At 73.3% G+C, this 18,723-nt stretch carries 18 protein-coding genes and 3 tRNA genes; 3 read left to right on the forward strand and 18 right to left on the reverse strand.

From position 1 onward, the window contains the following. Nucleotides 1-50: 50 nt before the first annotated feature. The 4 genes from F1C76_05670 to F1C76_05685 all read right to left on the reverse strand — a co-directional run bounded on the left by F1C76_05670 (nucleotide 51) and on the right by F1C76_05685 (nucleotide 3,190). Nucleotides 51-818: an ABC transporter permease gene (locus tag F1C76_05670; protein QNG39038.1), complete on the reverse strand. Its 768-nt coding sequence runs from the start codon at nucleotides 816-818 to the stop codon at nucleotides 51-53. 50 nt (nucleotides 819-868) lie between these two features. Continuing rightward, nucleotides 869-1,981 carry an ATP-binding cassette domain-containing protein gene (locus F1C76_05675; protein QNG36145.1) on the reverse strand — a complete coding sequence of 371 codons (1,113 nt, stop codon included), beginning with the start codon at nucleotides 1,979-1,981 and terminating at the stop codon, nucleotides 869-871. Nucleotides 1,982-2,186: 205 nt separating this feature from the next. Beyond that, nucleotides 2,187-2,570 (reverse strand): 50S ribosomal protein L7/L12, encoded by a 384-nt coding sequence (locus tag F1C76_05680; protein ID QNG36146.1) that lies wholly within the window; start codon nucleotides 2,568-2,570, stop codon nucleotides 2,187-2,189. 17 nt (nucleotides 2,571-2,587) lie between these two features. After that, a complete protein-coding gene (locus tag F1C76_05685; protein QNG36147.1) occupies nucleotides 2,588-3,190 on the reverse strand; it encodes a 50S ribosomal protein L10 in 603 nt (200 codons plus the stop codon). A 334-nt stretch (nucleotides 3,191-3,524) separates the two neighbouring features. Here F1C76_05685 and F1C76_05690 point away from each other — a divergent pair, with 334 nt between their 5' ends. Both F1C76_05690 and F1C76_05695 read left to right on the forward strand, forming a co-directional pair. After that, a complete protein-coding gene (locus F1C76_05690; protein QNG36148.1) occupies nucleotides 3,525-4,844 on the forward strand; it encodes a class I SAM-dependent methyltransferase in 1,320 nt (439 codons plus the stop codon). A 5-nt stretch (nucleotides 4,845-4,849) separates the two neighbouring features. Beyond that, a complete protein-coding gene (locus tag F1C76_05695; protein ID QNG39039.1) occupies nucleotides 4,850-5,662 on the forward strand; it encodes a DUF1295 domain-containing protein in 813 nt (270 codons plus the stop codon). A gap of 61 nt (nucleotides 5,663-5,723) precedes the next feature. On the opposite strand, the gene F1C76_05700 is transcribed toward F1C76_05695, so the two are convergent. The 5 genes from F1C76_05700 to F1C76_05720 all read right to left on the reverse strand — a co-directional run bounded on the left by F1C76_05700 (nucleotide 5,724) and on the right by F1C76_05720 (nucleotide 8,916). After that, nucleotides 5,724-6,446, reverse strand: a complete 723-nt coding sequence (locus F1C76_05700) for a 50S ribosomal protein L1 (GenBank protein ID QNG36149.1) — start codon at nucleotides 6,444-6,446, stop codon at nucleotides 5,724-5,726. 110 nt (nucleotides 6,447-6,556) lie between these two features. Continuing rightward, the gene (rplK, locus tag F1C76_05705; GenBank protein QNG36150.1) at nucleotides 6,557-6,985 is read right to left on the reverse strand and encodes a 50S ribosomal protein L11; all 429 of its coding nucleotides are present in this window, start codon (nucleotides 6,983-6,985) and stop codon (nucleotides 6,557-6,559) included. Nucleotides 6,986-7,040: 55 nt separating this feature from the next. Then, on the reverse strand, nucleotides 7,041-7,973 hold the full coding sequence (gene nusG, locus F1C76_05710) for a transcription termination/antitermination protein NusG (protein ID QNG36151.1): 933 nt from the start codon (nucleotides 7,971-7,973) through the stop codon (nucleotides 7,041-7,043). A 58-nt stretch (nucleotides 7,974-8,031) separates the two neighbouring features. After that, nucleotides 8,032-8,718 (reverse strand): preprotein translocase subunit SecE, encoded by a 687-nt coding sequence (gene secE, locus F1C76_05715; GenBank protein QNG36152.1) that lies wholly within the window; start codon nucleotides 8,716-8,718, stop codon nucleotides 8,032-8,034. Nucleotides 8,719-8,843: 125 nt separating this feature from the next. Beyond that, nucleotides 8,844-8,916 (reverse strand) — tRNA-Trp (locus F1C76_05720). A 193-nt stretch (nucleotides 8,917-9,109) separates the two neighbouring features. Between F1C76_05720 and F1C76_05725 the strand changes: the two genes are divergently transcribed. Beyond that, the gene (locus F1C76_05725) at nucleotides 9,110-10,426 is read left to right on the forward strand and encodes a pyridoxal phosphate-dependent aminotransferase (protein QNG36153.1); all 1,317 of its coding nucleotides are present in this window, start codon (nucleotides 9,110-9,112) and stop codon (nucleotides 10,424-10,426) included. Nucleotides 10,427-10,433: 7 nt separating this feature from the next. Here the strand turns inward: F1C76_05725 and F1C76_05730 are convergent, their stop codons facing one another. The 9 genes from F1C76_05730 to F1C76_05770 form a co-directional block, all read right to left on the reverse strand. Then, complete coding sequence (locus F1C76_05730) at nucleotides 10,434-11,870, reverse strand: M1 family metallopeptidase (GenBank protein QNG36154.1); 1,437 nt, start codon at nucleotides 11,868-11,870, stop codon at nucleotides 10,434-10,436. A gap of 4 nt (nucleotides 11,871-11,874) precedes the next feature. Further along, nucleotides 11,875-12,303, reverse strand: a complete 429-nt coding sequence (locus tag F1C76_05735; GenBank protein QNG36155.1) for a dehydratase — start codon at nucleotides 12,301-12,303, stop codon at nucleotides 11,875-11,877. Continuing rightward, a complete protein-coding gene (locus F1C76_05740) occupies nucleotides 12,300-12,746 on the reverse strand; it encodes a MaoC family dehydratase (protein ID QNG36156.1) in 447 nt (148 codons plus the stop codon). The genes F1C76_05735 and F1C76_05740 overlap by 4 nt, the downstream gene beginning before the upstream one ends. Before the next feature lie 41 nt (nucleotides 12,747-12,787). After that, entirely contained in the window at nucleotides 12,788-12,952 is a 165-nt protein-coding gene (rpmG, locus tag F1C76_05745; protein ID QNG36157.1) for a 50S ribosomal protein L33, read from the reverse strand. Nucleotides 12,953-13,039: 87 nt separating this feature from the next. Continuing rightward, nucleotides 13,040-13,113 (reverse strand) — tRNA-Met (locus F1C76_05750). Between the two features lie 45 nt (nucleotides 13,114-13,158). Further along, nucleotides 13,159-13,231 (reverse strand) — tRNA-Thr (locus tag F1C76_05755). Nucleotides 13,232-13,310: 79 nt separating this feature from the next. After that, nucleotides 13,311-15,857, reverse strand: coding sequence for a GGDEF domain-containing protein (locus F1C76_05760; GenBank protein QNG36158.1), 2,547 nt, complete (start codon nucleotides 15,855-15,857; stop codon nucleotides 13,311-13,313). 474 nt (nucleotides 15,858-16,331) lie between these two features. Further along, the gene (locus tag F1C76_05765) at nucleotides 16,332-18,368 is read right to left on the reverse strand and encodes a hypothetical protein (protein ID QNG36159.1); all 2,037 of its coding nucleotides are present in this window, start codon (nucleotides 18,366-18,368) and stop codon (nucleotides 16,332-16,334) included. Further along, nucleotides 18,365-18,646, reverse strand: a complete 282-nt coding sequence (locus tag F1C76_05770; protein QNG36160.1) for a hypothetical protein — start codon at nucleotides 18,644-18,646, stop codon at nucleotides 18,365-18,367. The genes F1C76_05765 and F1C76_05770 overlap by 4 nt, the downstream gene beginning before the upstream one ends. Between the last annotated feature and the right edge of the window lie 77 nt (nucleotides 18,647-18,723).

Genomic DNA, 18,723 nt, shown 5'->3' on the forward strand with positions numbered 1-18,723 from the left:
CCGCCGGGTGCGCACCTTGACCCGGTCGACGGGTGAGAGGAGGGCCATCGTCACTGGCCCTTCGGCGGCACGAGCTGGAAGTAGATCGCGGTGATCACGAAGTTCACCGCGAACAGGAGCAGGAAGGTGATGACCACGGACTGGTTCACCGCGTCACCGACCCCCTTGGGCCCGCCGCCGGCCCGCAGGCCCTTGTAGGAGGCCACGATCCCGGCGATCAGGCCGAAGACCAGTGCCTTGATCTCCCCGGACCAGAAGTCCTCGACCTGGGCCAGCGCGCTGAAGCTGGCCAGGTAGGCCCCCGGCGTCCCCCCTTGGAGGATCACGTTGAAGAAGTAGCCGCCGGTGACGCCGACGACCGACACCAGTCCGTTGAGCAGGACCGCGACCAGCATCGAGGCCAGCACCCGCGGTACGACCAGGCGCTGGATCGGGGAGATGCCCAGCACCTCCATGGCGTCGATCTCGTCGCGGATCTTGCGCGCTCCGAGGTCGGCGCAGATCGCCGAGCCGCCGGCCCCGGCGATGAGCAGGGCGGTGACGATGGGGCTGGCCTCGCGCAGCACGGCCAGCACCGACGCGGACCCGGTGAAGGACTGCGCGCCCAGCTGGCGGGTCAACGACCCCAGCTGCAGGGCGATGACCGCGCCGAACGGGATGGCGATCAGCGCGGTGGGCAGGATCGTCACCGAGGCGACGAACCAGGTCTGCTGGATGAACTCACGCAGCTGGAAGGGCCGCCGGAACACCGCCCGGACAACGTCCAGCGCGAAGGCGAACAGGTTGCCGCTGGCCTTGAGCGGGCGCAGCGGGGACAGCGGACCGTCGAAGAGCCCCGGCGCCCTCGGCCGCTCTCCCGGGGCCGCGCTCACGAGCGGCCCCGCGGGTCGGGGACGACGAGGTCGGCGCCGTCCTCGGTCCGCCACTCCCGGCCGGTCCCCGCGGTCGGGGTGTAGCTGCCGGAGTCGGCGAGGGCGAGCAGGTCGGCGGGCAGGCTGGCCCGGATCGCGTCGGCGGTCGTCGGGTCGTAGGTGTGCAGCATCCGGGCCACCCGCTCCTGCCGGCGGCGGACGGCCTTGCGCTCGGGCAGACCGGGGGTGGGCTCCAGCTGCGGCGGCACCGCCTCGCCACCGGAGGCGCCCTTGGGGCCCACGCCGTTGTGCTGGTCACCGCCCCGGGCCTCCAGGGCGGCCATCTCGGCCTCGACCTGGGCGACGTCCTTCTCCTCGCTCATCCCGATCGGGCCCTCGCGGCGTCCGTTGAGGAACTGCCGGACGACGGGCTCCTGGCTGGTGAGCAGCTGCTCGCGCGGGCCGAACATCGCCAGGTGCCGCCGGAAGAGCAGGCCGAGGTTGTCCGGCACGGTGCGGGCGGTGCCGATGTCGTGGGTGACGATGAGGAACGTGGCGTCGATCTGGGCGTTGAGGTCGACGATCAGCTGGTTGAGGTAGGCCACCCGGACCGGGTCCAGCCCGGAGTCCGGCTCGTCGAAGAGGATGACCTCGGGGTCGAGCACCAGGGCGCGGGCGATGCCGGCGCGCTTGCGCATGCCGCCGGAGATCTCCCCGGGGAGCTTCCCCTCGGTGCCGGCCAGACCGACCATGTCCATCTTCTCGCGCACGATGGCGCGGACCTCGGACTCGCTCTTCTTCGTGTGCTCGCGCAGCGGGAAGGCGACGTTGTCGTAGAGGTTCATCGACCCGAACAGCGCGCCGTCCTGGAACAGCACCCCGAACAGGCGGCGGACGTCGTAGAGCTGGCGCTCGGAGCAGGTGACGATGTCGGTGTCGCTCATGACGATCGAGCCGCGCTCGGGCTTGAGCAGCCCCACCAGGGACTTCAGGAACACCGACTTGCCCGTGCCGGACGGCCCCAGCATCACCGAGATCTCCCCGGGCGGGAGCGTCAGGGTGACGTCGGACCAGATGTTCTGGCTGCCGAAGGACTTCGTGAGCCCCTCCACGTGCACCGCGACGCCCACGTCCGACCTCCCTCACCGACCACGCTGCCGGTCCCGCCGCACCTGGTGGTGACGCACGTCCTACTGAGGAGTAACGAAGCGTCAGGTTGGTGGTTACGTGGGTCACGGCAATCTCGTGGACCGTGTCCCACCCGTCGGGGGGAACGCCACAGGAGCCGCCCCCCTGACGGAGGACGGCCCCTGTGGGCCGTGCGGGGTGGTGCAGTTACTTGACGGTCACCGTGGCGCCGGCGCCCTCGAGAGCGGCCTTGGCCTTCTCGGCAGCGTCCTTCGCGACCTTCTCCAGGACGGGCTTGGGCGCACCGTCGACGAGGTCCTTGGCCTCCTTGAGGCCGAGGGACGTGAGGGCGCGCACCTCCTTGATGACCTGGATCTTCTTGTCGCCGGCAGCCTCGAGGACGACGTCGAACTCGTCCTGCTCGGCCGGGGCCTCGGCGGCGGCACCGGCGGCCGCGGGGGCGGCAGCGGCGACCGGGGCGGCGGCGGTGACGTCGAAGGTGGTCTCGAACTCCTTGACGAAGTCAGAGAGCTCCAGGAGCGTCATCTCCTTGAAAGCGTCGAGCAGCTCGTCCGTGGACAGCTTGGCCATGATGTCTCCTTCTGGGGTCAGTCGTCGCTGGCCGCGGGCGCGGCGTCAGCGTCGGTCGTGTCGGGGGTGGTGGGTGCAGCAGATGCGTCGTCGGCAGGAGCGTCGCCCGCGGGCTTCTTCTCCTTGAGCGCCTCGGCGAGCCGGGCGACCTGCGACAGCGGGGCCTGGAACAGCCCGGCGGCCTTGGTGAGGTTGCCCTTCATCGCGCCGGCGAGCTTGCCGAGGAGGACCTCACGGGACTCGACGTCGGCGAGGCGGGTGACCTCGGCGGCATCGACCGTGCGGCCTTCGACGACGCCGCCCTTGACGACCAGGGCCGGGTTGGCCTTGGCGAAGTCACGGATGGCCTTGGCGGCCTCCACCGGGTCACCGGCGATGAACGCGATGGCGGTGGGGCCGTTGAGGAGCGGTGCCAGGTCGGCGTGGCCGACCTGGTCCGCAGCCCGCTTCGTCAGGGTGTTCTTGACGACGGCGTAGGTGCTGCCCGCACCGAGGGAACGACGCAGCTGGGTCAGCTGCGCCACGGTCAGCCCGCGGTACTCGGTGAGCACCGCCGCACTCGAGTCCTGGAACCGGCTGGTGATCTCGTCGATCACCGCGGCCTTGGCCTGGGTGGGCATGGGCCTCCTCTCTCAGTCGGGGCGACCACCGGAGGAGACACGGCGCGCGACGATCGAGGGGCCCGGAGAACGAGGACGCCCCGTGCGCGAGGCGCGACGGGGCGTGGAGCAGGCCGGAGCCTGGGCCGAGCATCCGTCCACCTGCGCGGGACGCCCGGTGATCCGGGACCTTCGATCGCACGCGGACGTGCGACGACCAGCGGTCTGGGGGGAACTCCGCACACAGTACGCCATCGGGCGACACGTACCGTCGCGCCGGCCATCCGGGCGGCCTGCAGCGGCCGAACGCCGGAGGATTCGTCGCCAGCACCCCGAACGACTGGAGCACCGTCGCATGAGCAGCACCCCCTCCCCCGACCGCACCGTCGCCGGCCGCCTCGCCGCCCTCGTCGGTGAGGTCTTCGGCGGCCGCGTCCCGGTCCGGATCCGCGCCTGGGACGGCAGCGAGGCGGGCCCGACCGACGCACCGGTCGTCGTCCTGAACAGCCGCACCGCACTGCGCCGACTGCTGTGGGACCCCAACGAGCTGGGCCTGGCCCGGGCCTACGTGGCCGGGGAGATCGACGTGGAGGGCGACCTCGCCGAGGGCCTGTCCCGGGTGTGGTCGCTGGTCCGCGAGCGCCCGCCGGTGCTGCCCGGCCTGGGCGACCAGCTGCGCTGGGCCCGCACGGCCCTGCGGTTGGGCATCGTGGGGCGTCGTCCGGCCGCGCCCCCGGAGGAGGCCGTGCTCTCGGGTGAGAAGCACTCCACCGACCGGGACAGCGACGCGATCAGCTACCACTACGACCAGAGCAACGACGTCTACCAGGCACTGCTCGACGAGCACATGGCCTACTCGTGCGCCTACTTCCGGGAGGACCCGGCCACCGACCCCGGCGCCGCCGACGGCAGCTACACCGTGACCGAGGCCCAGCGGGACAAGCTCGAGCTGGTCTGCCGCAAGCTCGGCCTCCAGCCGGGCATGCGCCTGCTGGACGTCGGCTGCGGCTGGGGCTCGATGCTGCTCTACGCCGCCCAGCACCACGGCGTGCACGCCACCGGCGTGACCATCTCCGCCCAGCAGCGCGACCACATCGAGAAGCTGGTCGCCGAGCGCGGGCTGGCCGACCGGGTGACCGTCCGGCTGCAGGACTACCGGGACGTGCCGATGCCGGCCGAGGGGCCCTACGACGCGATCAGCTCGATCGAGATGAGCGAGCACGTCGGCCAGGAGCAGTACCCGGTCTACGCCGACACGCTGCACCGGCTGGTCAAGCCCGGCGGGCGGGTCCTCGTGCAGGCCATGAGCCACCCGAGCGCCCCCGGCGGCGGTGCGTTCATCGAGCGGTACGTCGCGCCGGACATGCACATGCGCCCGACCTGGGGGACGGCGGAGATGCTCGCCCGCCCCGGCCTGGAGCTGCGCGACGTGGAGAGCATCCGGGAGCACTACGACTGGACCGTGCGGGCCTGGGCGCAGCGCCTGGAGGACCGGTGGGACGAGGTCGTGGCGATCATCGGCGTCGCCGGTGCGCGGATCTGGCGGCTCTACCTCGCCGGTGGCGGGCTCACCTTCGCCGAGAACCGGATGGGCGTGGACCAGCTGCTCTTCGTCAAGCCGACCGACACCGGCCGCAGCGGCATGCCCGCCACCCGAGCCCCCTGGTCGCTGTGACGGGGCTGGACTGGGGCGCACTGGGGGTCAACGCCCTCGTCACCCTCGGCGTGCTGCTGGCGGTGTTCACCGGCACCTGGCTGCTGGCACTGAGGCTGGGCCGGCACTCGGTGGTCGACGTCGTCTGGGGGCTGGGCTTCGTCGTCGTGTCCCTGGTGGGCCTGGTGATCGCCCGGGCCGGTGACCACGGCGACCTGGGGCGGCAGCTGCTGGCCCTGGGGCTCACGGCCGCGTGGGGCGTCCGGCTGGCCGTGCACATCGGCCGGCGCAACGGGTCCCGCGAGGACCCGCGGTACGAGGAGATCGCCGCCCGGGCCACCGGGTCCCCGGCCGCCCACCTCTACCGCCGGGTGTACCTGCCCCAGACGGCGGTGCTGTTCGTGGTCTCCCTGCCGCTGCAGGTCGCGGCCCACCAGGAGGGCCCGGCCACCTCGGGCTGGCCGTTGGTGGCCGCTCTGCTCGGCGTCGTCGTCTGGTCGGTGGGGTTCGTCTTCGAGACCGTCGGCGACTGGCAGCTCGAGCGCTTCAAGGCCGACCCGGCCAACCAGGGCGAGGTGAACGACCAGGGGCTCTGGAAGTACACGCGGCACCCCAACTACTTCGGGGACGCCGCGGTCATGTGGGGCCTGTGGCTGCTCACCGCCGGGCACTGGTCGGGCCTGGTCTTCGTCGTGTGTCCGGTGCTCATGACGCTGAACCTGGTCAAGGGCTCGGGTGCGGCGATGACCGACAAGCGGATGACGAGCTCCCGTCGCGGCTTCGCCGAGTACGTGGAACGCACCAGCGGCTTCGTCCCGCTGCCCCCCAAGAAGCGCTGAGCAACGACAGAGGGGCCCCGCAGCCGACCGGCTGCGGGGCCCCTCTGTTCGTGCGCTGGTGTCAGACCTGGGAGGCCTCGTCGACCAGCAGGTTGCGGGTGCGGTTCGGGTCGACCTGGATGCCCGGGCCCATCGTCGTGGAGACGGTGACCTTGCGGACGTACCGGCCCTTGGCGGCCGAGGGCTTCGCGCGCAGGACCTCGTCGAGGGCGGCGGCGTAGTTCTCCACCAGCTTGGCCTCGTCGAAGGAGACCTTGCCGATCACCAGGTGCAGGTTCGACTGCTTGTCGACGCGAAAGTTGATCTTACCGCCCTTGATGTCGTTGACGGCCTTGGTGACGTCGGGGGTCACGGTGCCCGTCTTCGGGTTCGGCATCAGGCCACGGGGGCCGAGGATGCGGGCGATGCGACCGACCTTGGCCATCTGGTCCGGCGTCGCGATCGCGGCGTCGAAGTCCAGGAAGCCGCCCTGGATGCGCTCGATCAGGTCGTCGGACCCGACGACGTCGGCGCCGGCGGCCTCGGCCTCGGCGGCCTTGTCACCGGTGGCGAAGACGATGACGCGGGCGGTCTTGCCGGTGCCGTGGGGCAGGTTGACCGTGCCGCGGACCATCTGGTCGGCCTTGCGCGGGTCGACACCCAGGCGCATGGCGACCTCGACGGTCGCGTCGTAGGACGTGGTCGACGTCTGCTTGGCCAGACCGGCAGCCTGCAGGGGGCTGTACAGCTGGTTGGCGTCGACGAGCTCGGCTGCCTTGCGGTAGCCCTTTCCGTGCTTGGCCATTCGAGGTCCTCCTCGTTCGAGCCGCCCGGGGGCGACTGGCGTGGTGTGCGGGCCTGGCCGGCCCTCCCACAAGAGCGTTGGTGCAGGTGCGGGGGTGGTGCCCGTCCCGACTAGGAGACGGTGATGCCCATCGACCGGGCGGTGCCGGCGATGATCTTCTCGGCCTCGTCGAGGTCGTTGGCGTTCAGGTCGACCATCTTGGTCTGGGCGATCTCCCGGACCTGGTCACGCGTGACGCTGGCGACCTTGGTCTTGTGCGGCTCGCCCGAGCCCTTCTCGACACCGGCGGCCTTGAGCAGCATGCGCGCGGCCGGCGGGGTCTTGGTGACGAAGGTGAACGAACGGTCCTCGAACACCGAGATCTCGACGGGGACGACGTCCCCGCGCTGGGACTCGGTCTCGGCGTTGTACGCCTTGCAGAACTCCATGATGTTGACGCCGTGCTGGCCGAGCGCCGGACCGACGGGCGGGGCGGGGGTGGCCGCACCGGCCTTGATCTGGAGCTTGATGACCGCGGTCAACCGCTTCCTGGGGGGCATGACTTCCTCTTCTTGTCGTTCAGGGGGTGGTGCAGTTCAGCCGGGCTCGATCTGACTAGATCTTCTGTACCTGGCTGAAGGACAGCTCGACCGGGGTCTCCCGGCCGAAGATGGAGACGAGCACCTGCAGCTTCTGCTGCTCGGCGTTGATCTCGTTGATGGTCGCCGGGAGGGTCGCGAACGGCCCGTCCATGACGGTGACGGACTCGCCGACCTCGAAGTCGACCAGCGGGGTGGAGGACCCGCCACCGGCGGCCGGGGTGGACTCGGCCGAGGCCGACTGCTGCGGGGTGGTCGCCGGGACCAGGAGCTTGACGACCTCGTCGATGCTCAGCGGCGAGGGCCGCGAGGTGGCGCCCACGAAGCCGGTGACGCCGGGGGTGTTGCGGACCGCACCCCAGGAGTCGTCGGTGAGGTCCATCCGGACGAGCAGGTAGCCGGGCAGCACCTTGCGGTTCACCTGGACCCGCTTGCCGTTCTTGATCTCGGTGACCTCCTCGGTGGGGACCTCGATCTGGAAGATGAAGTCCTCCATGTCCAGCGAGGTGATCCGCGACTCGAGGTTGGTCTTGACCTTGTTCTCGTAACCGGCGTACGAGTGGATGACGTACCAGTCGCCGAACGCGCGGGTCAGCGCCTTGCGCATCGCCTCGGCGGGGTCCTCGTCCTCCTCCTCGGCGGTCGCGAGGACCTCCTCGGTGAGGGGGTCGTGGTCGGGGGCCGGCTCGGTGGCGGTGTCGCCGACGAGCGCGTCGTCGACGGCGCCGCGGGCGTTGCCGCTGCCCCCGGCGACGGCGTCGGCCATCGGGTTGTCGGCGGTCAGGTCGGCGGTGTCGACGGAGCCCTCGGCCGCACCGGTCTCGCGCAGCCCGGTCTCGGCGTCGACGGCACCGGTCGCAGCGTCGACGTCGGCGTCGGCCGCCGGCTCGTCGAGGGTGCTCTCGGTGGCGGCGTCGACGGCCTCGTCGGTCTCGCGGGGGTCGGTCACGGGGAGGTTCTCTTTCCTGTGCGTCGGTGGTGCGGTGGAGCGTGCGGAGTGCTGTGGGTCAGCCGAAGACGGCGATGACGCCCTGGGCGAAGAGGATGTCCAGGCCGGCGACCAGCGCGACCATGAAGGCCACGAAGACGATCACCACGGTCGTGTAGGTGATGAGCTCGCGGCGACCGGGCCAGATGACCTTGCGGAGCTCGGCGACGACCTCCCGCAGGAAGCGGCCGATGCTGCGCTTGTCGCGCAGCTCGGCAGCGCGGGCCCGCTCGGCGTCGGCGCGGGTGCGGGTGCCGCCGTCGGCGTCCTTGCCGGCCGAGCTCTTGCCGGCCGTCGAGCCGCGCGCGGGCCGGGTGGTGCTCGCCTCGCTCGCCGGGCGGCCGCCGGGCCGGTCGCGTCGACGCACCCGGGCGGCCGGAGCCGCGTCCCCGGTGTCCTCGTCCTCGTCGTCGTCAGCCGTGATGGCACCGCGACGACGACGGGTCGGGGTGGCGACCACCTTGTCCTCGTCCTCGGCGGCCTCGGTGGCGACGGCGTCCTCGGCGGCCTCGAGCTCGGCGGCGTCGTCGACCCCGGGGGTCTCGGCGTCGATCTGCTCGTCGGTCAGCTCGCCCTCGGACGTGCTCTCGGCGGGGCCGTCGGAGGCACCGGCAGCGCTGCTGCCCGTGCTGCCCGTGGCGTCGGCGGCGTCACCGGAGGAACGGCGTGCTCGCCCGTCCTCGGTGCCCGGCTCCTCGTCGCTCACTGCGCCTCGCCTCGTCTGTGGTCCGTCGGTGGTCCCGCCCGCGACCGCACCGGGCGGCCGTGACCGGTCCGGCGAGCCGCACGGTGGCGGGTCGTGCACACCGCCGGTGGCGCCGACGGCACGAGCAGGGGTGACAGGACTTGAACCTGCAGCCTGCGGTTTTGGAGACCGCTGCTCTGCCAATTGAGCTACACCCCTAGGTGGCCGCCCCCGGGGGGACGGACACCGGGGCACCTGCCTGACGACGGCGCGGTCGGGCCACCCGAGGACTTCCACAGGTGGGACCGGGGCACGCCGGTGACAGGGTCAGGAACCCCAGGACGAGAAGTGTACGGGACCGGGTGCGACGGCAGCCACCACGCCGTCGGGGTGGACTGACACGATGGTGCCCATGACCGCCTCGCCTGCGCCGGGGAGCGGCTCGTCCGAGCCCACGACCCCGGTCCCCGCCCCGTCGTCCGCCCCGTCGTCCGCGGCCGCCCCGAGCACGTCGACCGGTTCGCCCGCCGACCGCCGGGTCTCCCGCCGGATCGGCGCGATCGCGGAGTCCGCGACGCTGGCCGTCGACGCCAGGGCCAAGGCGCTCAAGGCCGCCGGCAAGCCGGTCATCGGCTTCGGCGCCGGGGAGCCGGACTTCCCGACCCCGGACTACGTCGTCGCCGCCGCCGTCGCCGCGGCGCAGGACCCGAAGTACCACCGCTACACCCCCGCCGGCGGGCTCCCCGCGCTCAAGGAGGCGATCGTCGCCAAGACGCTGCGCGACTCCGGCGTGCGGGCCACCCCGGCCGACGTGCTGGTGACCAACGGCGGCAAGCAGGCCGTCTACGAGGCCCTGGCCACCATGCTCGACCCCGGTGACGAGGTGCTCCTGCCGGCGCCGTACTGGACCACCTACCCCGAGGCCATCCGGCTGGCCGGCGGCGTGCCCGTGCCAGTCGTCGCCGACGAGCAGTCGGGCTACCTGGTCTCGGTGCGGCAGCTGGAGGCCGCGCGCACCGAGAAGACCAAGGTGCTGCTGTTCTGCTCCCCGTCCAACCCGACCGGCGCGGTCTACCCGCCCGAGCAGGTCGAGGAGATCGGCCGCTGGGCCTACGAGTCGGGCCTCTGGGTGCTCACCGACGAGATCTACGAGCACCTGACCTACGGCGGGGTGACCGCCCCCTCGATGCCGGCCGTCGTGCCCGAGCTGCAGTCCCGCTGCGTGATCGTCAACGGGGTCGCCAAGACCTACGCGATGACCGGCTGGCGGGTCGGCTGGATCCTCGGCCCCTCCGACGTCGTCAAGGCCGCGACCAACCTGCAGTCGCACGCCACCTCGAACGTGGCCAACGTGTCCCAGGTGGCGGCGATCGCGGCGCTCACCGGCGACCTGTCGGCGGTCGACGCCATGAAGGTCGCCTTCGACCGCCGTCGGCACCTGATCGTGGACATGCTGCGGGAGATCCCGGGCATCGCCTGCCCCGAGCCCCAGGGCGCCTTCTACGTCTACCCGTCGGTCAAGGCCCTGCTGGGGCGGGAGATCGCCGGGCGGACGCCCACGACCAGCGTGGAGCTGGCCGAGCTGATCCTGGAGGAGGCCGAGGTCGCCGTCGTCCCCGGCGAGGCCTTCGGCACCCCTGGCTACCTGCGGCTGTCCTACGCCCTCGGGGACGACGACCTGGTCGAGGGCGTCACCCGGATGCAGCGGCTGCTCGGCACCGCCGGCTGACTCCTCCTCAGTCGGGCAGGTCGTCCTCGTCCAGCGCGCCGGCCTCGACCAGCACCCGGGTCGCGGCCGGCAGGTCGGCCAGGGCGAGGGCGAGGTCGGCCGGGGTCGCCGTCGTCCACGCGGTGGCGTCGACGTAACAGCGGACCGCGGTGTCGAAGGCCTCGGCCCCCGCGGCGTCCCGCGCCTCGGCCAGTGCCGCGGCCCCCTTCCCGTAGACGGTCTCGACGTACGCCGCATCGGTCGGGAAGTCGGCCATCGTGCCGCCGACCGGGGCCTCCTCGGCCAGCGCCTGCTCGACGTGCGCCGGGGAGAGCGCCCCCTCGACGGACTCGGCGTAGCTGGCGAAGGCCTCGTCGAGCCACGGGTCGCGGTACTGGTCGTCGCCGACCATCCCGTAGAACCACATGTGGGCCACCTCGTGCAGCAGGACCACCGGAGCCGCGCTGGCCAGCAGGATCGAGCTCGGGTACTCGATCCCGCCGCCGTAGTCGGGCAGCACGGGCACGGTCAGCGTGGCGTAGGGGAACGGGCCGAAGCGCTCGGCGAGGCGCTCCACGTCCTGAGCGGTGGCGTCGGCGACCTCCTGGGGGTCCTGGCGGTCACCGGCCAGCACGCCCGCGGTGACGCGCACCCCGTCCACCTCGGCGGAGGCGGTGGTGAAGCTGCCGACGGCGACGCTGACGTCGCGGGCCACCGGCTCCCGCGAGGTCCACCGCCGGCGTCCGTCGCCGGCGCCGGTGGGCTCGGCCTGGTCACCGGTCATCAGCACGGTGAGCTCGGCCGGCGCCTCGACGGTGATCCGGGTGTCGGCGACAGGACTGGAGGCCGTCTCGCCCAGCAGGTCGACGAACGGGGCGCGGGACCAGCCGACCCCCGGTTCCCAGGCCAGCAGCGGCGCCCCGCTGGCCCACCAGGACACCTCGTCGTCGGTGCCGACGCGGTCGAAGCCGCCCTCGCCGAGGGTCAGCGTGAACGCCAGCGTCACCTCGGTGGCGTCACCGGCGGCCAGTTCGTCGGAGAGCTCCACGACGTACGCCCCGCCGGGTCCGGCGGCGCCCAGCGACTCGTAGGACCCGGCTGCCACGTCGTCGCCGGTCACGTCGTCGACGACCAGGGAGGAACCCGCCTCGGCCGAGCCCGGGGCGTTGGGCACCAGCCGGAACACCAGCTCGTCGACGTCGAGGTCCGGGGTGAAGACGACGGTCTCGGTGCCGGTGACGGTCCGCCGGTCCTCGGACAGGTCGAAGGAGAGCGCCACCTGCGGGCGGTCCGGGTCGGGGGCCGCCCGCTCGTCCGGACACGCCGCAGCGCCCGTGGGCGGCTCGGTGGCGGTGGCCGCGGGGGTGTCGGCGACGTCGGCGACCCGCTCGGCGAACGAGGTGCACCCGGTGAGGACCAGGACGCCGCCGAGGGCAGCGGCGGTCAGCCTGCCGCGCCCGGTCACGGACTCAGCTCAGGACGACGACGGCACGGGCGAGGGACAGCACCTTCTCGCCACCGCTGGTGACCGTGAGGTCCACGCGGACCCGCTGGTCCTCCTGCAGGGCCGCCACCCGGCCGCGGACGACGACCTCGGCCCCCACGCCGTCGTCGGGCACCACGACGGGGCGGCTGAAGCGGACGGAGTACTCCACCAGGGCGCCGGGGTCACCGGCCCAGGCGGTGACGGCACGGGCGGCCAGACCCGCGGTGAGCATGCCGTGCGCGATCACGCCGGGCAGGCCCACCTCGGTGGCGACCCGCTCGTTCCAGTGGATGACGTTGAAGTCACCCGAGGCGCCGGCGTAGCGCACGAGATCGGCCCGGGTGACCGGGAAGACCTGTTCGGGCAGCTCGGTGCCCACCTCGACGTCGGCGAACCGGACGGCGGCGCTCACGCGGTGCCCCGGGCGACCAGCATCGAGCTGGTGCGGCAGACGGGCTCGCCGTCCTCGGTGGTGAGGTCCACCCGGGTGGTGAGCATGTCGTTGCCGGCCACGCTGCGGACCGCCTCGACCGAGGCGGTGGCGACGAGGCGGTCCCCGGCCCGGATCGGGCGGTGGTGCACGAACCTCTGCTCGCCGTGCACGACGCGGCTGTAGTCGATGGAGACCTCGGGGTCGGCCAGCACGACCTCCCCGGCACCCAGGCTCAGCACGATGGCGAACGTGGGCGGGGCGATGACGTCGGGGTGGCCGGCCGCCCGGGCGGCCTCGGGGTCGACGTACACCGGGTCGGGGTCACCGAGAGCGCGGGCGAACTCGGCGATCTTCTCGCGACCCACCTCGTACACGACGGAGGGCGGGTAGCTGCGCCCGACCAGTCCTGCGTCCAGCGCCATGCTCCCCGCCCTCCGTCGACGTCCTGCGTGTCCTGCTGGGGTCAGCGGGTCTCGCGGTGGACGGTGTGCTTCTTGTCCGTGGGGCAGTACTTCTTCAGCTCGAGCCGGTCGGGGTCGTTCCGACGGTTCTTGCGGGTGATGTAGTTGCGGTTCTTGCACTCCTGGCAGGCCAGGGTGATCTTCGGGCGTACGTCGGTGGCTGCCATGAGCGTTTCCTCGCCTTGTGGTGATCAGTGGTGTGCGGGGGGACCCCCGACACGGCGACGGACCCCGAGGTGGGGTCCGTCGTGGTGTAGCGGCGACCGGACTTGAACCGGTGACACAACGATTATGAGCCGTTTGCTCTACCAGGCTGAGCTACGCCGCCGGGTCGATCCTGCAGTCCGGTCTGTCGACTGGACCGGCCGATCGGAGCCCCTTTACGGAATCGAACCGTAGACCTTCTCCTTACCATGGAGACGCTCTGCCGACTGAGCTAAAGGGGCCTGCCTGCGCCGCTGAGACCCTACGCCCTGAGGCGCTGAGCCCCTCGCGGAGCGTGCCGGGAGACTCTAACAAACGCGTTCAGGACCGCACGAACAGCCTCCGGTGCGGCGCGCCCGGGGCGGCGGTGCGGACCCCCGTACGGGCCAGCAGCCAGGCCTCGAGGCGGTCGTCGGGGAGCGGCCGGCTGACCAGGAAGCCCTGCAGCTTGTCGCAGCCCATCTCGGCCAGCAGGTCCCGGGTGACCTCGTCCTCGACGCCCTCGGCCACCACCCGCAGGCCCAGGTTGTGCGCGAGCTCGACGATCGAGCGGGCGATGAAGGACTCGCTCTGGCTGGTGGACATGCCGAGCACGAAGGACTTGTCGATCTTCAGCTCGTCGATGGGCAGCTGCCGGAGCTGGGACAGCGAGGAGTAGCCGGTGCCGAAGTCGTCCATGGACAACCGCAGGCCCAGGGAGTGCAGGTCGGCCAGCACGGTGGAGTTGCGCACCGAGTCGTCGACCACGCTGCCCTCGGTCAGCTCGAGGGTCAGCAGCTCACCGGGCACGCCGTGCAGCCGCAGCGCGGCACGCACCCGGTCGACCAGGTCGGTCTCGGCCAGGCACCGGGCGGAGAGGTTGACCGCGACCGACAGGGCGATGTCCTGGTCCAGCCACCGCCGGCAGCGGGCCAGCGCGAGGTCGAGCACGTAGTCGGTGACCACGCCGATCCGGCCGATCTGCTCGGCCAGGCCGATGAAGTCGTCCGGGGGGACGTTGCCGTACCGCGGGTGCGCCCAGCGGACCAGCGTCTCCACCGCCACGATGTCCGACGTCGCGGTGTCCACGATGGGCTGGAAGACCACGGTGATCTGCTTCTCGGCCATCGCCGACTCGAGCTCGGTGCCCAGCTGCAGCCGGCGCAGGCTCTGCTGGTCCAGCACCGGGTGGTAGCTGGCCACCCCGCCGGAGCTGTGGCCGGCCAGCAGGGCGACGTCGGCCCGCTGCATGAGCGCACCGGACTCGTCCCCGTGCACCGGGGAGGCGGCCACTCCCAGGGTGAGCGACACCTCCAGGTCCAGCCCGGCCACCCGGGCCCGGGTGGACGCGGCGTCGCGCAGCCGGCGGGCGGCGCGCTCGGTGGCCGGCAGGCTCAACCCGGGCAGCAGGACGGCGAACTGCCCGCCCTCCATCCGGGCCACCAGGGCGGTGGGCGGTGCGTGCTCGCGCAGCAGACCGGCGGTCACGAGCAGGAGCTCGTCGCTGGCTGCGTGACCCAGGGTGTCGGTGACCTCGGTGTAGTTGTCCAGGGAGGCCAGCACCAGACCGATCCGGGCCACCCCGGGCGCCACGGCCAGCAGCGCGTCGACCTCGGCGGCCAGCCGCTGTCGGTTGGGCAGCCCGGTCAGCCGGTCGTGATCGGCGTCGTAGCGGATCCGGGTCAGCAGCTGCTGCTGGCGGATGGCGGCGTTGACGTGGGTGAGCATCGAGTCCAGCGCGGCCCGGTCGCCCTCGGCGAAGGACACGATGTCGCTCTGCCGGTCGCACACCTCGAGGTAGCCGTACTCCCCCGCCGCGGTCACGACCGGGGCGCCGAGCACCTCCTGGGCCCCTCTGCGGTCGAGGGCGGCCCGCTCCTCGGGGGTGGCCCGCGCGCCGGTGACCAGCACGGGCGCCCCGTGCTCGGCAGCCACCGCACGGCGGCGGACAAGGTCGTCGGGGTCGCTGGGCCCGTCGTACCAGGGCGCCGAACCCCCGTCCTGCGAGACGACGAGCCGGGGCTCCTCGTCGAGGTACGGGGGCAGCCACAGGGCCACCCGGTCGGCGTTGAGGAGCTCCCGCACCGCGGCGACGATCTGCTGGACGCCCGCGTCGTCGGGGCTGACCTGCTCCACCCGTCGCGCGAAGTCGTAGACCCGCTGGACGTTGCGCCGTTCCCGGGCGACCCGGGCCGACTGCCGGAACACCGCCACCAGCGCGAGGACGACGGGGACGACCAGCGCCCAGGCCCACGGCGACTGCCCGGCGAGCACCAGGGCCACGACGGCGACCAGGCCGCTGAGCGGGCCCATGACGAAGACGGGCACCACGGCACCGGTCCAGTACGAGTGGCCCGGCGCCCGATCGGCGACGCTGATGGCCACCCAGACCATGGCGAAGGCCACGACGCCGGCTGCGGTCACGGCGAGGTAGAGCACCAGCCAGCTGACCGGCTCCTGGATGTCCGGGGAGCCCAGCCAGCGGTAGACGGCGGCGGCCGCCGCGACCTCGACGACGGCCAGGGCGGCGTTGAAGACGGCCTTGGCGGCCACGTACCGCTTGACGGCCAGGACGACGCTCACCGCCACGACCCGGGCGACGGCGGTCCAGAAGCCCCCGATCTCGACCAGCCCGAGCACGAGGGCCAGTTCCACCGTGGCCACCGACAGCGTCTGACGGCGGTACTCGAAGTCGAAGTGCACCGACTCCGTCAGGAGGAAGGCGACCAGGAGGGCCACGACCGCGTACGCCGACGGGGCCGGCGTGACGTCGGTGAGGGAGAAGGAGGCGCCCAGGCACGCCAGCAGGACGGCTGCGCCGGCGAGGAGCCAGGGCTGCCGCACAACCGCTCGCCCAGCGGAGCTGGGGACCTGGACCTCGGCCAACATCGACCCTGACTGGTGTAGGGAAAGTCGTTGGCCGAGGCTAACAGCGATCAGGCCCCTGACCGGCCAGGCTCACCCCTCGGGAGGGGTGGGCCGGCCAGGGTGTCGACGGAGTCGACGCAGGGGTCAGCGGCCCCAGCGGGGGTTCCGGCCCCAGCGGGGGTTGCGGCCCCAGCGGGGGTTGCGGTCGGTGGACATGGCGGTGGTGCTGGACATGACGCCTCCTCAGGCATGGCAGGACTGCTCAGAGATGCGGGCAGCCGCCCACGCGGGGGCAGAGCAAGGTCGGCACGGACCGCTTCCTCAAGACTCCGGCGTGTCACCCACACGAGCAAGCCGTTGACAGCACGAACAGGTGACGACATGTGGCGTCATCACTCTGCGTCGAACCGATGGCACCCGGTGTCATCGAACGGGTGACACCCGGGACGGGTGGGTCAGGACGGGCCCCTGGTCCCGGAGTGGTGTCCGAGCTGGTCAGCGCGGGCCCGGCGCGCCGACACCGGGGTGGCCCGGCAGCACCGGTCGGCCGGGGCGACCGTCGGTGCGGTCGGGCAGCGCGAGCTCGGGGGCCACGGTCGGGGTCGGTGCCAGCGGCACCGGCAGGGCCAGGGCCGCCGCCACCTCGTCGTGCGCCTGGAGCGCGTCGGCCAGCACCGCCGGTTCCAGCGCGGCTCCGGGCGTCGTGTCCAGGCGTGCGGCGACCCCACCGGGACCGGTCGGCACCGGGGCCGGTGCGGGGCGGGCGACGGATCCGTCGGCGTGCAGCACCGGGGCGAGCAGACCCGCACCGGCCTGCAGGGCCTGGCCCCAGGGCCCGCGGACCAGCAGCACCGGGAGGGTGACGAGCAGGTCGTAGTCGGCCTTGCGGCCCGCGGCGTCGTGCCGGGCCACCACGGTCGGCAGCAGCCACGCCAGCCACCGCGCGTGGTCCTCCAGGGCGACCAGGGCGCCGGTCACCGCGGCCGAGGTGTCCGTGCCGGCCGCGGCCCGCTCGACGGCCGTGGCGACCAGGCCGCGGCGTTCCTCGGTGGACACGAGCAGGGCGGCGCCGGACAGCAGGGCGGCCGATCCCGGCGCCCCGGGACTCCCCAGCCCGGCGACCAGGGGCGCGGGGTGGTCCACCGCCACCCGGGTCAGCGCAGGTGCCACCGCCGCCCAGGTGCCCGGGTCGACGGTCAGCACGCGGGCAGAACCGGGCAGCAGATCGGCACCGGCCGCGGTCAGGGCAGCCGCGACCACGTCCTCGGCCGCCGCCCCCGACCGACCCGCCAGCTCGACGAGGTCGACGAGGTCGGCTGCGCCGTCGGGCCAGGTGCGGCCGAGCAGCGCGTCCCACGTCGGCGGGTCCGACAGCACCCCCGCCGCGGTGTCGGACCGCCCCGCCGCCGTCAGCACACCCGGGCCCACGGCCACCGGGTCCGGACCGGTGCCGGTGGTCCGGTCGACCGAGGACGACCCCTGCGCGGCCTCCCGGTGCAGCAGCCGGCGGACCCACCGAGCCGCCAGGTCGGCGCCGGCACCGGGCGCGGCCAGCACCGCCCCCATCCCCAGCGCCACCACGTCGGGGTCCCCCGACGGGTCGTCGGGGTCCAGCACCCCGTCGAGGACCGGGGCCGCGCCCGGCACGCGGTCACCGGCAGCCCCCGCCGCCCCGAGGGTCCGGGCCAGCACGCCGGCCAGCGGGTCGGTCGCCCCGTCGGCACCGGAGGCCCCGACCTGGGTGAGGAGCTGGGTCAGCCCGCTGCGCCCCAGGGCCACGACCGCAGCCGCAGCCACCACCGGGTCGGCGAGGACCGGTGCGTACCGATCCGCCGCGGCCACCACCTCTGCCGCGGTGCCCGGGGCCGTGAGCGCCCGGGCGGCCTCCCACCCGAGGTCCAGGAGCACCGAGGTGCCGTGGCCGGGCAGCACGACGGCCAGGTGCAGGGTCACCGCCGCCGAGGCCGTCGGCCCGCCGTGGTCCCCTCCCCCGCCCACCCCCGCCAGCGCACCGGCGAGCACGGCGGTGGTGCTCGCCGCGTGCTCGGCCACCGATCCCAGGAGGGCGGCGTGCTCGGCGGCGCGGTCGGCCTCGGCGGCGTCGAACCCGTCGAGCACCGCGGCCACGCCCGGCGGGTCGACCACCGAGCTGACCTGGGCGGCCGGGTCGACCAGGGCCGCGAGCCGGGTCTGCGCGTCGGCCGCGTCGGCCTCCTGGTCGGCCCGCAGCACGGACAGCCGGGCACGGGCGGCGACCAGCTCGTCGTGGTGGGCGTCGACGGCGACCACCGCCGAGGTCACCGCGTCGTGGAGCGTCTGCACCACCGCGGCCGCCGTCCCGGTCTGCAGCGCGGCCGCCGAGGCATCGGCACCCAGCCACTCCGCCGCTCGGGCGGCCGGGCCCTGGAGGTGGGCGGCCGCCACCCCCAGCGCGAAGCCCGCCCCGGCCAGGTCGTCCCGCGCCGCGGCCAGCACACCGGGGTCACCCGGCGGGTCGGGCAGCTCCACCTGCGGGGGCAGCACCGCGGTCACCGGGCCACCACGCCGCCCGGCGGCGCCAGCAGCGAACCGTCCAGCCCCAGCCACGCGTCGGCGACCGCGGCGATCGTGGTGCCCAACCAGTCCAGCTCCCCCGCGACGAGGGTGGCTGCCGCCGCGGCGGCGGCGCAGAACGAGACCAGGGCCGGCTCGACGTCCCCGCCCACGGCGCCGTCCCCCAACCGGGCCGGGACGGCGGCGACGGTGGAGGAGGTGGCGGTCAACCCGTCGGCGAGGTCGTACAGCTGCCCCGGTGGCACCTCGATCGTCATGCCGGGGAGTGTGTCGCCGCCGTCCGACCGTCCGGACCCGTCGTCCACAGGCCCGTCGTCGTCCACAGGGCGGCCCA

Source organism: Geodermatophilaceae bacterium NBWT11 (assembly GCA_014218215.1).
In the GTDB taxonomy this organism is placed as follows: domain Bacteria; phylum Actinomycetota; class Actinomycetes; order Mycobacteriales; family Geodermatophilaceae; genus Klenkia.

What these genes read in the sequence shown, in the direction of transcription:
- F1C76_05680 (QNG36146.1), bottom strand. Translation starts at nt 2,570, where the DNA reads ATGGCCAAGCTGTCCACGGACGAGCTGCTCGACGCTTTCAAGGAGATG.
- F1C76_05685 (QNG36147.1), bottom strand. Translation starts at nt 3,190, where the DNA reads ATGCCCACCCAGGCCAAGGCCGCGGTGATCGACGAGATCACCAGCCGG.
- F1C76_05690 (QNG36148.1), top strand. Translation starts at nt 3,525, where the DNA reads ATGAGCAGCACCCCCTCCCCCGACCGCACCGTCGCCGGCCGCCTCGCC.
- F1C76_05700 (QNG36149.1), bottom strand. Translation starts at nt 6,446, where the DNA reads ATGGCCAAGCACGGAAAGGGCTACCGCAAGGCAGCCGAGCTCGTCGAC.
- rplK (QNG36150.1), bottom strand. Translation starts at nt 6,985, where the DNA reads ATGCCCCCCAGGAAGCGGTTGACCGCGGTCATCAAGCTCCAGATCAAG.
- F1C76_05725 (QNG36153.1), top strand. Translation starts at nt 9,110, where the DNA reads ATGACCGCCTCGCCTGCGCCGGGGAGCGGCTCGTCCGAGCCCACGACC.
- F1C76_05740 (QNG36156.1), bottom strand. Translation starts at nt 12,746, where the DNA reads ATGGCGCTGGACGCAGGACTGGTCGGGCGCAGCTACCCGCCCTCCGTC.
- rpmG (QNG36157.1), bottom strand. Translation starts at nt 12,952, where the DNA reads ATGGCAGCCACCGACGTACGCCCGAAGATCACCCTGGCCTGCCAGGAG.
- F1C76_05760 (QNG36158.1), bottom strand. Translation starts at nt 15,857, where the DNA reads ATGTTGGCCGAGGTCCAGGTCCCCAGCTCCGCTGGGCGAGCGGTTGTG.
- F1C76_05770 (QNG36160.1), bottom strand. Translation starts at nt 18,646, where the DNA reads ATGACGATCGAGGTGCCACCGGGGCAGCTGTACGACCTCGCCGACGGG.